Here is a 13320-nt window from a genome sequence, read left to right on the forward strand (position 1 = left end):
GCTGCGGCTCACCTCTCGCATGCCTGGCTCTCCCTCCACGGTGGATCAGGCGGATGCGCATACCAGAACGCATCGTATCGATCGGGTGATGACGCGCATACGGGAAGAGGCCAAAGGGCGGACCGTGTTTCGGTGAATACCGGACCACGGCCCGCCCTCAGAGCCTTGCGCCCCGACGTGCGGAGGAGGATCAGCCCTCGTCGTCCTGGTCCGAGAGGCCCATTTCCAGCACCCGCTTCTCGCCCGGAGCCAGGGTGCCGAGAATCCGCTCCAGATCTTCCATCGAGGCGAACTCCACGACGATCTTGCCCTTCTTCTGGCCCAGGTCGACCTTCACCCGCGTCTCAAAGCGGTCGGAGAGCCGGGAAGCAAGCTCGGAGAGCGCCGGTGAGACCCGGGTACCGGCTCGGGGCCCCTTTGCCTTGGGCGTGCTGCTGGGTTCCGAGCCCATCAGCGTCACGATCTCTTCCACCGCCCGGACCGAGAGCCCCTCGGCCACGATGCGGTACGCCAGCTTGTCCTGGGTCTCGGGGTCCTCCACCGAGAGCAGGGCCCGCGCGTGCCCGGCCGACAGCACACCGGCGGCGACCCTGCGCTGGACGGGCGGCGACAGCCGCAGCAGGCGCAGCGTGTTGGAGACCTGCGGACGCGAACGCCCGATGCGGTCGGCCAGCTGGTCATGCGTGCAGTTGAAGTCCTTCAGGAGCTGGTCGTAGGCCGCGGCCTCTTCCAGCGGATTCAGCTGGGCCCGGTGCAGGTTCTCCAGCAGGGCGTCCAGCAGGAGCTTGTCGTCCTCGGTGGCACGGACGATCGCGGGGATCCGCTCCAGCCCCGCCTCACGGCAGGCCCGCCAGCGGCGCTCGCCCATGATGAGCTCATAGCGCTCGGGGCCAAGCTGCCGCACGACGACGGGCTGAAGCAACCCGACTTCCTTGATGGAGGTGACCAGCTCGGCGAGCGCGTCCTCGTCGAACACCTCACGCGGCTGGCGCGGGTTGGGCGTGATGGCATCCAGCGGCAGCTCGGCGAAGTGGGCACCGGCCGGGGTCTCAGCCTCTGTCACCATGTCCGGCTCGGGGGCCGGAACCTCGCTGTCCACGGGCGCTGCGCTCTGCGGCAGAGTCGCCACCTTCGCGGCCGCCACCCCTCGCTCGGCCGTCAGGGAGGGAATCGCCCCCGGGGAGGTCGACCCCGTCCCCACCACGGCCGCCGCCGGCCGCTCCTGGGGAGCCGCGGGGATCAGCGCACCCAGCCCACGCCCCAATCCTCTACGTCGCTCGCTCACTGGATCCCCTCCGACATGCTGTGCTGGTTGTTCTGGCTGCCCACATGGGCGTGCTGGGCGTCGTAGTGAATACCGACTCCCCGCAGGGCGATCTCGCGGGCCGCTTCGAGGTACGAGAGCGAGCCACTGGAACCGGGATCGTAGGTGAGCACGGTCTGGCCGTAGCTCGGAGCCTCCGAGATACGGACGGAACGCGGGATGCTCGTCTTCAGCACCTCGTCACCGAAGTGACTGCGGACCTCTTCGGCCACCTGCGAGGCGAGCCTGGTGCGGCCGTCGTACATGGTGAGCAGGATCGTCGACACATGCAGGGTCGGGTTCAGGTGACCGCGCACCAGGTCGACGTTCCTCAACAGCTGGCCCAGCCCCTCCAGTGCGTAGTACTCGCACTGGATCGGGATGAGTACCTCCGCACCGGCCACCAGGGCGTTGACGGTCAGCAGACCGAGCGACGGCGGGCAGTCGATGAGGATGTAGTCCAGCGGCTGCTCGTACGCCTGGATGGCGCGCTGGAGTCGGCTCTCCCGAGCGACCAGTGACACCAGCTCGATCTCCGCACCGGCGAGATCGATGGTGGCCGGGGCGCAGAAGAGTCCTTCGACATCCGGGACTGGCTGGACCACATCGGAGAGCGGCTTGCTGTCGATCAGGACGTCATAGATCGAGGGGACTTCGGCATGGTGGTCGATGCCGAGCGCCGTGGAGGCATTGCCCTGCGGGTCCAGGTCAATGACCAGCACCCGGGCACCATGCAGTGCCAGCGAAGCAGCAAGGTTGACCGTCGTGGTCGTTTTGCCCACTCCGCCCTTCTGGTTGGCGACCACCATGATGCGGGTCTGCTCAGGACGAGGGAGCCCCTCGCCTGCACGGCCCAGAGCCTCCACCGCCAGTTGGGCAGATCGACCAATGGGGGTGTCGTCCATCGGGGGCGGTGTTTCACGTGAAACATCCTCCCCCGCCGATTCGGTGCGGGGACCGGGGACCGGATCGGTCATCGGTCCCGCGATGTTGGCGTCGGACCGCAAGGATTCACTCTCCTCGGCTTCAGGCTCGCGATGAACAGAGCCTGCCATGCTTTCGGGGTCGTGAACCAGCGAGGCCCGTGGTTCTGTGGAGAACTCCACCTTTGTGGACAACTCCGTAACCCTCGTGGGCTGCTTACGGTCGCGTGGTGTGGCAGCCGCGCGGCCGCGGCTGATGATTCCCTGCAGCAGTGAGCGACGTTTCACGTGAAACATTGATGCACTCGCCACAGGGCCAGGGCGTCACGACACTCCGAAATGCGTACGTATGAGGATCAACCAGGCGTCAGCGACGACGGCGGGACGGCCTGGCTGCCTTGGCCCGCTTGGCGGCGAACCTCACTCCGCCGGGGCTCTCGCCGACCTCCACCCGCACGACGGTCGACGGAGGATCAACGATGCCTTCGCCCACATGCAGCACCGAGGTTTCCACGACGCCCAGCTTGCTCAGTGCGGCCCGGGCCCCCTGGAGCTCCTCCTCGGCCGTGTCACCCTTGAGCGCGAGCATCTCTCCGTACGGACGCAGCAGGGGCACGCCCCAGCCCGCCAGTCGGTCCAGCGGGGCGACGGCACGCGCCGTCACGACATGCACGGGTGGCAGCTTCCCCAGGACCTCTTCGGCCCGTCCACGGACCACGGTCACATGGTCGAGGCCCAGCAACTCCACGACTTCCTGAAGAAAATTCGTACGGCGCAGCAGTGGCTCAAGGAGGGTGATCTTCAGATCGGGGCGGACCAGCGCCAGCGGGATACCGGGCAGGCCGGCTCCTGAGCCCACATCGCAGACCGTGACCCCTTCGGGTACGACCTCGGAGAGCACCGCGCAGTTCAGCAGGTGACGCTCCCACAGCCGCGGTACCTCACGGGGGCCGATCAGGCCGCGCTTGACCCCCGCGTCCGCGAGGAGCTCCGCGTACCGGACAGCTTCCGGGAAGAACTCGCCGAAAACCGTCCGCGCCTCTTGAGGCGCATGGGGAAGCTCTTCTGCCTCCGTCACGGGGACCGTCCTTCCGTACCGCGTTACCGCACTGGGTGCGGACTACCAGTGATCAGTGATTATCTGGCTGACAAAGATCGGCCCCGCCTGCGAACAGACGGGGCCGACACAACGATGGGACTCAGGCAGGGAGCACGACGACGAAGCGCTGCGGCTCCTCGCCCTCGGACTCGCTGCGCAGACCGGCGGCGGCCACCGCGTCGTGCACGACCTTGCGCTCGAACGGGGTCATCGGGTCCAGCCGCACCGGCTCACCGGTGGACTTCACCTCGTCCGCGGCCTTGGCACCGAGCTCGGCGAGCTCGGTGCGCTTCTTCGCCCGGAAACCGGCGATGTCCAGCATCAGCCGGCTGCGGTCTCCTGTCTCCCGGTGCACCGCGAGACGCGTCAGCTCCTGGAGGGCCTCCAGCACCTCGCCGTCCCGGCCCACGAGCTTCTGCAGGTCCCGGCTGCCCGAGTCGCTGATGATCGAGACGGCGGCGCGGTCCGCCTCGACGTCCATGTCGATGTCGCCGTCGAGATCGGCGATGTCGAGCAGACCCTCGAGGTAGTCAGCCGCGATCTCGCCCTCCTGCTCCAGGCGGGTGAGGGTGTCGCCAGCCTCAGCGGCGGAGGTGGTGCCTTCCGTCACGGATGGACTCCTTCTTACTTCTTGGACGACGGGTGCTTGGGCCGCTGCTGGCCCTTGCGCTGTCCGGACTTGGCTTGGCGTGCGGAACCGCCGGCGGACTTGGCCGGCTGCTTGGGCTTGGCGTCCTCGGGCTCGTCCGCCTTTTCCAGGGAGGTCTTCGCCGTGGACTGCTGAGCGCCCCCGGCCTGACGCTTCGCCTTGGGCTGGCGCTTGGGCTGCTGGCGACGGGCCGCCGCGGCGCTCTCCGCCTCGGCGGTGGTGGGGTCGACCTTCGCGACGGTGCCATCGGCCTGAGGCGAGAACCCGGCCTTGGCCAGAGCGCCGATGAAGCGCCGCTCGTTCTCGTTGCGGTCCGGCCCCTTGGCCACGATCGCCTGGAGGACACTACGGCGACGGCGGCCACGCACCTCGCCGTGCGCGGTGATGCTCTTCAGCAGGCGCTGCAGGTAGTGGTCCTGGGCCTTGCTGCCGGGCGTCGGGTTCTGGTTGATCACGTACATCTGCTGGCCCATGGTCCACACGTTGGTGGTCAGCCAGTAGACGAGGACACCGACCGGGAAGTTGATACCCATCACGGCGAAGATCACCGGGAAGATGTACATGAGCATCTTCTGCTGCTGCATGTACGGCGTCTTCACCGTCAGGTCGACGTTCTTCTGCATCAGCTGGCGCTGCGTGAAGAACTGCGACAGCGACATCAGGATGATCATGATCGCGGTGACGATGCGGACATCCACCAGCGAGGCGTTGAGCGCCTGGACCTTGCCTGGGTCGTCCATGAACTTCGCGGCGATCGGGGCCCCGAAGATGTGAGCCTCACGGGCGCTGTTCACCAGGTTCTGGTTGAGGACGCCGATCGTGTCACCCGAGGCGATCTTGCTCAGTACGTGGTACAGGGCGAAGAAGAACGGCGACTGCGCCAGGATGGGAAGGCACGAGGAGAGCGGGTTGGTACCCGTCTCCTTGTACAGCTTCATCATCTCTTCGGACTGACGCTGTTTGTCGTTCTTGTAGCGCTCCTGGATCGCCTTCATCTTCGGCTGGAGCGCCTGCATGTTCCGGGTCGACTTGATCTGCTTCACGAAGAGCGGGATCAGACAGATCCGGATCAGCACCACCAGGGACACGATGGAAAGGCCCCAGGCCCAGCCCGTGTCCGGGCCGAAGACCGCCCCGTACAGCTTGTGGAACTGGACGATGATCCACGAGACGGGCGTGGTGATGAAGCTGAACAGACTGGCAATCGTGTCCACTAATCAGGCTCCTTGAGCATTGGGCGAGGTCTCTGCGGCCGGGCTCGTCTCGGCGGAGTGCCCGCCCTTGCCGCCGCGCAGTGCGTCGCGCAGCATTTCGTGCCACCGAGGGCGCTTGCGCGGGGGCACGTGGTCCACGCCGCCCGGCGACCACGGGTTGCACCGCAGGATGCGCCAGGCGGTCAGCGCCGTGCCCTTCACCGCGCCATGCCGGTCGATGGCCGTAAATCCGTAGTGGGAACACGACGGGTAGTACCGGCAGACGGGGCCGAGCAGCGGGCTGATCGTCCACTGGTACAGCTTGATGAGAGCCAGCAGCGGGTACTTCATCGCGCGCCCCCTCCCAGCAACCGCTGAAGGGCGGCATCCAGGTCTCGGGCCAGCTGTGCATGGTCGGCGTCGCCCGCTCCGGGCAGCGCCCGTACTACAACCAGGCTACCGGGGGGCAGCGAAGGCAGCCGGTCACGCATCAGGTGGCGCAGCCTGCGCTTCACCTGGTTACGCACGACCGCGCCGCCCACCGCCTTGCTGACGACGAAACCCGCACGTGTCGGGGGAGCGCTCTCCCCGGACGCGTGCGGGTCCGTTGCACCGCTTCGCAGATGGACGACGAGGAGCGGGCGGCCGGCCCGGCGTCCTCGGCGTACCGCGGTCGCGAAGTCCTCGCGCCGCCTCAGCCGATTCTCGGTAGGCAGCACGTCATGACCTGTTAAAGCGATCAGGCGGACAGGTTGGCGCGACCCTTGCTGCGGCGGTTCGCCAGGATGGCGCGACCGGCACGGGTACGCATGCGCAGGCGGAAACCGTGGGTCTTCGCGCGACGACGGTTGTTCGGCTGGAAGGTGCGCTTGCTCACTCGGGGGCTCCAGAAGTTTTTCGTGTGGTGGCGGGACATCGCCTGGCTGTCACCGTGCGCCCACGAGTAGCTCGCAATACGCCCGAGTGCACCGCTTCACGATCACTGACCATGATCTTTGCCCATCGGAGGCAGGCGGCAGCAGCCATCGACAACTCGACCTGGTTACGGTACGCGCGGCTACGCCATCCGGTCAAACCGGTGCCGTGCCGGGCTCCACTATGCACAGGCTGTGGACAACGACTTGAACCACGCGAGCCGCCGCGACTACCGTGGCCGGACCCGGATTCCTTTCCTGCCTGTCCTTCCCATCCCGTCCCGAGAACCACACATTCGTGGGACCTGTGAGAGAGCGTGCCCTGTGGCCGATGTACCTGCTGATCTTGCCGCAGTATGGCCACGAGTGCTCGAGCAGCTCCTCGGCGACGGCCAGCAGGGCATCGAGCCGAAGGACAAGCAGTGGATCGAGCGCTGCCAGCCGCTGGCCCTGGTCGCGGACACGGCTCTGCTCGCCGTCCCCAATGAATGGGGCAAGCGCGTACTGGAGGGCCGGCTCGCCCCGCTGATCAGCGACACGCTCAGCCGCGAGTGCGGCCGCCCCATCCGGATCGCGATCACCGTCGACGACTCCGCCGGAGACGCGCCCGCGCCATCGGCGCCCCCCGGCCGTCAGCAGCAACAGCACCAGCCGCGCTACGACGAGCGCCAGCAGAACGAGCCGTACGACAAGTACGACGGCGGTTACGGGCACCGCCCCATGCCCGACGACGGGCTGCCGACCGTGCGCCCCGCCTACCCGGACTACCAGCAGCAGCGCCCCGAACCCGGTGCGTGGCCGCGTACCCAGGAGGACCTGTCCTGGCAGCAGCAGCGCCTCGGTGGCTACCAGGAGCGCGACCCGTACGCGACGGCCCGCCCGCAGCAGCCGCACCGCGACTACCGGGGCCCGCAGACGTCCGACCCTTCTCCCTACGATCAGCAGCGCGGCGACCGGCATGACCTTTCCGAGCCGCAGGGCCGGCACCGGGCGGGCGGCGGCGCTCCCGGCACGGGCACCGGAGCGGGGCCCCAGGGCGGTGCCGGATCGGGGCGCCCCGGTGAGCCGCACGCACGGCTGAATCCCAAGTACCTCTTCGACACGTTCGTCATCGGGTCGTCCAACCGATTCGCGCACGCGGCCGCCGTCGCGGTCGCGGAGGCCCCGGCCAAGGCGTACAACCCCCTCTTCATCTATGGGGAGTCGGGCCTCGGCAAGACGCACCTGCTGCACGCGATCGGGCACTACGCGCGCAGCCTGTACCCCGGAACGCGCGTGCGGTACGTGAGCTCGGAGGAGTTCACCAACGAGTTCATCAACTCGATCCGCGACGGCAAGGGTGACACCTTCCGCAAGCGGTACCGGGACGTGGACATCCTGCTGGTCGACGACATCCAGTTCCTGGCGAGCAAGGAGTCGACGCAGGAGGAGTTCTTCCACACCTTCAATACGCTCCACAACGCCAACAAGCAGATCGTGCTCTCCTCGGACCGGCCGCCCAAGCAGCTGATGACCCTGGAGGACCGGCTGCGCAACCGCTTCGAGTGGGGCCTGACCACCGACGTACAGCCGCCCGAGCTGGAGACGCGGATCGCGATCCTCCGTAAGAAGGCGGTGCAGGAGCAGCTGAACGCCCCGCCGGAGGTCCTGGAGTTCATCGCCTCCCGCATCTCGCGCAACATCCGTGAGCTGGAGGGGGCGCTGATCCGGGTGACGGCGTTCGCCAGCCTCAATCGGCAGCCGGTCGACCTGGTCCTGACCGAGGGCGTGCTGAAGGACCTCATCCCCGGCGGCGAGGACGCGGCCCCGGAGATCACGGCCGGCGCGATCATGGCGGCGACCGCCGACTACTTCGGGCTGACGGTGGAGGACCTGTGCGGCTCGTCGCGGAGCCGCGTGCTGGTGACGGCCCGGCAGATCGCGATGTACCTGTGCCGGGAGCTGACCGACCTGTCACTGCCGAAGATCGGCGCCCAGTTCGGCGGCCGTGACCATACGACGGTGATGCACGCGGACCGGAAGATCCGGGCGCTGATGGCGGAGCGGCGTTCCATCTACAACCAGGTGACGGAGCTGACGAACCGCATCAAGAACGGCTGACGCGAGCCTTCAAGGGCGCCCTGGGACACCGTCCGGGGGCGCCCTTCGCCGTTGTCCGCGTGGGTTGTCCGCATGCGATGCCCGCACCAGGTGCCCGCATCCGGTGTCGCCCATCCGCCATCCGCGCCCGTTGCCCGCGCCCGTTGCCCGCGCCCGTTGTCCCGTCGTGGGTCGCGCCGTGGCGGGGTCGTAGCGCGTCGTGGTCCCGCGTTTGCCCTCGGAGTCCCACCGGCGCCACCTCGCGCTGTTCGAATACATCGGGCTGTCACCCGGTTCTCCACAGATCTGGGGGCGATCCTCGATCCACAGCCTGGGGACTGCGGAGTTGTCCCGATCGCATCCACAGGGTGGGATGTGTGGACACCGTCTCCCCAGGTCAGCGCCTTGTGGATTTGTGGCCGACCGTGCTCCACAGCCTGTGGACGCACTCTCTGTCCACAGGCGGCGATCATCGTTGTCCACCGGCAGCCCACAGGCGCGGCTCCGTGGTCCACAGCTTCTCCACACGGCTGTCCACTGTTCGGCAACGAAACGCCCGGGCTCACCGCGCCGAGTGAAAGCGGTCACACCAAGGGGGTCGGTTGGGCTGTGGGGAAGCTGGGTAAAACTGGGGACGGCACTGGGGAGAAGTACCTGTGGGCTGTGCATCGGGTGTGCAGAACTTTCGCGCGTCCACAGAAAGGGGCGGTTGTCCACGGGCGCCGCCCACAGGCGCGGTGGACAAAAAACCTGGTCTGACCTGGATGGATGGCGTTATCCACGGTTTCCACAGGCCCTACTACTACTCCCACTCATAGTTACCGGGGAATTCGCTTCGAAGTGGGGCCTGTGCACAACTCGGGCCCGGAGCGTCCGCTGCCTCTTGTCGCGACTTGACCCCGAGCCGCACCGAGTGTCGGTGGTGTGCGTCAGACTGGTTCCCGCAGTCGACGAAGAGCCAGCAACAGCAGGAGGCGGTTCCGGTGAAGATCCGGGTGGAGCGCGATGTACTCGCGGAGGCGGTGGCCTGGGTGGCCCGTAGCCTCCCGGCCCGTCCGCCGGCGCCCGTACTCGCGGGCCTTCTGCTGAAGGCCGAGGACGGCGCGCTGAGCTTCTCCAGCTTCGACTACGAGGTCTCCGCGCGGGTCTCGGTCGAGGCCGAGGTGGAGGAGGACGGCACGGTCCTCGTCTCCGGCCGCCTCCTCGCCGACATCTGCCGCGCCCTCCCCAACCGCCCGGTGGAGATTTCCACAGACGGTGTACGGGCGACGGTGGTCTGCGGTTCCTCCCGCTTCACCCTCCACACACTGCCTGTGGAGGAGTACCCGGCGCTGCCGGAGATGCCGACCGCGACCGGCACCGTGCCCGGCGAGGTGTTCGCCTCCGCCGCCGCGCAGGTCGCCATCGCGGCGGGCCGCGACGACACGCTGCCCGTCCTCACCGGCGTACGCATCGAGATCGAGGGCGACACGGTGACGCTGGCGTCCACCGACCGCTACCGCTTCGCGGTGCGCGAGTTCCTGTGGAAGCCGGAGTCCCCGGACGCCTCGGCGGTCGCCCTGGTGCCCGCCAAGACGCTGCTGGACACCGCCAAGGCGCTGACGAACGGCGACACGGTCACGCTGGCGCTGTCGGGTTCGGGCAAGGGCGAGGGCCTGATCGGCTTCGAGGGCGCGGGGCGGCGCACCACCACCCGCCTGCTCGAGGGCGACCTCCCGAAGTACCGGACGCTCTTCCCGACCGAGTTCAACTCCGTCGCGGTGATCGAGACCGCGCCGTTCGTAGAGGCCGTCAAGCGTGTGGCGCTGGTGGCCGAGCGGAACACGCCGGTCCGGCTCACCTTCGAGCAGGGCGTCCTCATCCTGGAGGCCGGTTCCAGCGACGACGCACAGGCTGTGGAGCGGGTCGACGCCCAGCTGGAGGGCGACGACATCTCGATCGCCTTCAACCCGACCTTCCTGCTGGACGGCCTGAGCGCGATCGACTCCCCGGTCGCCCAGCTCTCCTTCACCACCTCCACCAAGCCCGCGCTGCTGAGCGGCAAGCCGGCGGTCGACGCGGAGGCGGACGAGGCGTACAAGTACCTGATCATGCCGGTGCGTCTCAGCGGCTGACGCCCAGACGCTCCTTGGCGGGATGACACCTTGACGCCTTGACGGCTTCCAGGGCGGGGCGCCTGATGAGCGCCTGACCCCACAGGTGTGCGCCCGCGTCCGGGCGTAGTCTCGGACGCGGGTACGAACACGGCACACAACGATTGAGGAATCTCTGATGGAGCTCGGTCTCGTCGGCCTCGGCAAGATGGGCGGCAACATGCGCGAGCGCATCCGCCGCGCTGGCCACACCGTCATCGGATACGACCGCAACCCGGACGTCGCCGATGTCCACAGCCTCGAAGAGCTTGTGGGCAAGCTCAAGGGCCCCCGCGTCGTCTGGGTCATGGTCCCGGCCGGTGCCGCGACCCAGTCCACGATCGACGAGCTGGCCGAGCTGCTCTCCCCCGGTGACGTCGTCGTCGACGGCGGGAATTCCCGCTGGACCGACGACGAGAAGCACGCCGCCGAGCTGGGCGAGAAGGGCATCGGCTTCGTCGACTGCGGCGTCTCCGGCGGCGTGTGGGGCCTGGAGAACGGCTACGCGCTGATGTACGGCGGCGACGCCGAGAACGTCGCGAAGGTCCAGCCGATCTTCGACGCGCTCAAGCCGGAGGGCGAGTTCGGCTCCGTCCACGCCGGCAAGGTCGGCGCGGGCCACTTCGCGAAGATGGTCCACAACGGCATCGAGTACGCCATGATGCAGGCGTACGCCGAGGGCTGGGAGCTGCTGGAGGCCGTCGACTCCGTCACCGACGTACGCGAGGTCTTCCGCTCCTGGCAGGAGGGCACGGTCATCCGTTCCTGGCTGCTCGACCTGGCCGTCAACGCACTGGACGAGGACGAGCACCTGGAGCGGCTGCGCGGTTACGCACAGGACTCCGGCGAGGGCCGGTGGACCGTGGAAGCCGCCATCGACAACGCGGTCCCGCTGCCGGCGATCACCGCGTCGCTGTTCGCGCGGTTCGCGTCCCGGCAGGACGACTCGCCGCAGATGAAGATGATCGCCGCGCTGCGCAACCAGTTCGGCGGCCACGCGGTCGAGTCCGCGGGCGAGTCCAAGAAGTAGATCCACAGGCTGTGCACCCGGCGGTGCACGGCATGCCGGGGGAAGGTCGGCGCACATCATGCACGTCACGCATTTGTCGCTGGCCGACTTCCGCTCGTACGCCCGGGTCGAGGTCCCGCTCGATCCGGGCGTCAGTGTGTTCATCGGCGCGAACGGGCAGGGCAAGACCAACCTGGTCGAGGCGGTCGGCTACCTGGCGACGCTGGGCAGCCACCGCGTGTCGTCCGACGCCCCGCTGGTACGCATGGGCGCCGAGCGCGCGATCATCCGGGCGGCGGTCCGGCAGGGGGAGCGGTCACAGCTGGTCGAGCTGGAGCTCAACCCCGGGCGCGCGAACCGGGCCCGTATCAACAGGTCGTCGCAGGTCAGGCCGCGCGATGTGCTGGGGATCGTACGGACGGTGCTGTTCGCGCCGGAGGACCTGGCGCTGGTCAAGGGTGATCCGGGGGAGCGGCGGCGCTTCCTGGACGAGCTCGTCACGGCCCGCTCGCCACGGATGGCGGGCGTGCGGTCCGACTACGAGCGGGTGCTCAGGCAGCGCAACACGCTGCTGAAGTCGGCGGCCATGGCGCGGCGGCACGGCGGCCGTTCCATGGACCTGTCCACGCTCGACGTGTGGGACCAGCACCTGGCGCGGGCCGGCGCGGAGCTGCTGGCGCAGCGGCTGGATCTGGTCGCCACGTTGCAGCCGCTGGCCGACAAGGCGTACGACCAGCTGGCGCCCGGGGGCGGGCCGGTGGGCCTGGAGTACCGGGGGCCGGTGGCCGCGGGTGTGCATGGGCGGGAGGCGCTGTACGAGGGGCTGCTCGGCGCGCTGGCGGAGGTGCGGAAGCAGGAGATCGAGCGGGGCGTGACGCTGGTGGGCCCGCACCGCGACGATCTGGTGCTCAAGCTCGGCGAGCTGCCCGCAAAGGGGTACGCGAGCCACGGGGAGTCCTGGTCCTACGCCTTGGCGCTGCGGCTCGCCTCGTACGATCTGCTGCGGTCGGAGGGCAACGAGCCGGTGCTCGTCCTTGACGACGTCTTCGCCGAGCTGGACGCGCGGCGCCGGGAGCGGCTGGCGGAGCTGGTCGCGCCGGGTGAGCAGGTGCTGGTGACGGCGGCGGTTGACGACGATGTGCCGGGGGTGCTGGCGGGGGTGCGGTACGAGGTGTCGGAGGGGTCGGTGGAGCGGCTGTGACGGCGGATCGTATGCCGGGGCCCTTGGGGTCCTCGGGGCCGATGGGGCCAGCGGGACCTTTGGGGCCTTCGGTGTCGCCAGGGCCTTCGGTGTCCTCGGGACCGTCGGGGCACTCCATGCCGGCGGGGCCGTCGGTGCACTCCGTTCCGGCGGTGCCTGAGGCGTCGGGTGTCGACCTGGCGCGGGTCGCGCTGCGCGCGGCGAAGGAGCAGGCGAAGGCGCGGGGCGCTGCCGCCGCACAGAAGAAGCAGGCCAAGCGCGGCGGCGGGCTGCGCTCGGGTGCGCGGGCGGACGGGCGTGATCCGCTGCCGCTCGGCGCCGCGATCAACCGGCTGATCACCGAGCGCGGGTGGGAGACCCCGGCCGCGGTGGGCGGCGTGATGGGGCGGTGGCCGCAGATCGTGGGCGAGGACCTGGCGAAGCACTGCGTACCGCTGCGGTACGACGAGGACCCGCAGGAGCGGGTGCTCACGGTGCAGTGCGACTCCACGGCGTGGGCGACGCAGCTGCGGCTGCTGGCCCCGCGGCTGGTGGCCCGCCTGAACGAGGACCTGGGGCAGGGCACCGTCCGGGTGATCAAGGTGCTGGGGCCGGGCGGGCCGCGCCGGGGGTACGGGCCGTTGCGGGCACCGGGGAGTACGGGGCCCGGCGACACGTACGGCTGACGCGATCAAGGGCGGGGCTCTGGCCGGGTGGGCCCGTCTGCTTGGCCGGGCGCGCGCCCGTGGTGCCGCGGTGCGCTTGGTGCTCGCGGTGCCAGCGGTGCCCCTGCCCGTGGTGCCCCTGGTGCCCCAAGTGCCCACGGCGGTTCGCCCCCC

At 69.0% G+C, this 13320-nt stretch carries 13 protein-coding genes; 5 read left to right on the forward strand and 8 right to left on the reverse strand.

Annotated features, from left to right (window positions below; translation table 11 throughout):
* Positions 1 to 190: 190 nt before the first annotated feature.
* From QWM81_RS08345 to rpmH, 8 genes are all read right to left on the reverse strand, one after another.
* On the reverse strand, positions 191 to 1285 hold the full coding sequence (locus QWM81_RS08345; protein WP_290111064.1) for a ParB/RepB/Spo0J family partition protein: 1095 nt from the start codon (positions 1283 to 1285) through the stop codon (positions 191 to 193).
* Positions 1282 to 2358 carry a ParA family protein gene (locus QWM81_RS08350; protein WP_290111197.1) on the reverse strand — a complete coding sequence of 359 codons (1077 nt, stop codon included), beginning with the start codon at positions 2356 to 2358 and terminating at the stop codon, positions 1282 to 1284. Before QWM81_RS08350 ends, QWM81_RS08345 begins: the two co-directional genes overlap by 4 nt.
* 235 nt (positions 2359 to 2593) lie before the next feature.
* Positions 2594 to 3304, reverse strand: coding sequence for a 16S rRNA (guanine(527)-N(7))-methyltransferase RsmG (gene rsmG / locus QWM81_RS08355; protein ID WP_290111066.1), 711 nt, complete (start codon positions 3302 to 3304; stop codon positions 2594 to 2596).
* Between the two features lie 121 nt (positions 3305 to 3425).
* Positions 3426 to 3935, reverse strand: coding sequence for a Jag family protein (locus QWM81_RS08360; RefSeq protein WP_290111067.1), 510 nt, complete (start codon positions 3933 to 3935; stop codon positions 3426 to 3428).
* Positions 3936 to 3949: 14 nt separating this feature from the next.
* Complete coding sequence (gene yidC, locus QWM81_RS08365; protein WP_290111068.1) at positions 3950 to 5188, reverse strand: membrane protein insertase YidC; 1239 nt, start codon at positions 5186 to 5188, stop codon at positions 3950 to 3952.
* 3 nt (positions 5189 to 5191) lie between these two features.
* Positions 5192 to 5518, reverse strand: a complete 327-nt coding sequence (gene yidD, locus QWM81_RS08370) for a membrane protein insertion efficiency factor YidD (protein ID WP_290111069.1) — start codon at positions 5516 to 5518, stop codon at positions 5192 to 5194.
* Entirely contained in the window at positions 5515 to 5886 is a 372-nt protein-coding gene (gene rnpA / locus QWM81_RS08375) for a ribonuclease P protein component (RefSeq protein ID WP_290111070.1), read from the reverse strand. Before rnpA ends, yidD begins: the two co-directional genes overlap by 4 nt.
* 20 nt (positions 5887 to 5906) lie before the next feature.
* Positions 5907 to 6044 carry a 50S ribosomal protein L34 gene (gene rpmH, locus QWM81_RS08380; RefSeq protein ID WP_018846094.1) on the reverse strand — a complete coding sequence of 46 codons (138 nt, stop codon included), beginning with the start codon at positions 6042 to 6044 and terminating at the stop codon, positions 5907 to 5909.
* Positions 6045 to 6405: 361 nt separating this feature from the next.
* Here rpmH and dnaA point away from each other — a divergent pair, with 361 nt between their 5' ends.
* The 5 genes from dnaA to QWM81_RS08405 all read left to right on the forward strand — a co-directional run bounded on the left by dnaA (position 6406) and on the right by QWM81_RS08405 (position 13167).
* Positions 6406 to 8181 carry a chromosomal replication initiator protein DnaA gene (gene dnaA / locus QWM81_RS08385; RefSeq protein ID WP_290111071.1) on the forward strand — a complete coding sequence of 592 codons (1776 nt, stop codon included), beginning with the start codon at positions 6406 to 6408 and terminating at the stop codon, positions 8179 to 8181.
* A 962-nt stretch (positions 8182 to 9143) separates the two neighbouring features.
* Positions 9144 to 10274 (forward strand): DNA polymerase III subunit beta, encoded by a 1131-nt coding sequence (dnaN, locus tag QWM81_RS08390; protein ID WP_290111072.1) that lies wholly within the window; start codon positions 9144 to 9146, stop codon positions 10272 to 10274.
* 157 nt (positions 10275 to 10431) lie between these two features.
* Positions 10432 to 11322, forward strand: coding sequence for a phosphogluconate dehydrogenase (NAD(+)-dependent, decarboxylating) (gene gnd, locus QWM81_RS08395; RefSeq protein ID WP_290111073.1), 891 nt, complete (start codon positions 10432 to 10434; stop codon positions 11320 to 11322).
* 58 nt (positions 11323 to 11380) lie between these two features.
* Entirely contained in the window at positions 11381 to 12502 is a 1122-nt protein-coding gene (gene recF, locus QWM81_RS08400) for a DNA replication/repair protein RecF (RefSeq protein WP_290111074.1), read from the forward strand.
* 116 nt (positions 12503 to 12618) lie between these two features.
* The gene (locus QWM81_RS08405) at positions 12619 to 13167 is read left to right on the forward strand and encodes a DciA family protein (protein ID WP_290111076.1); all 549 of its coding nucleotides are present in this window, start codon (positions 12619 to 12621) and stop codon (positions 13165 to 13167) included.
* The last annotated feature ends 153 nt before the right edge of the window (positions 13168 to 13320 follow it).

Source organism: Streptomyces ficellus, assembly GCF_030406405.1.
Lineage (GTDB): Bacteria > Actinomycetota > Actinomycetes > Streptomycetales > Streptomycetaceae > Streptomyces > Streptomyces ficellus_B.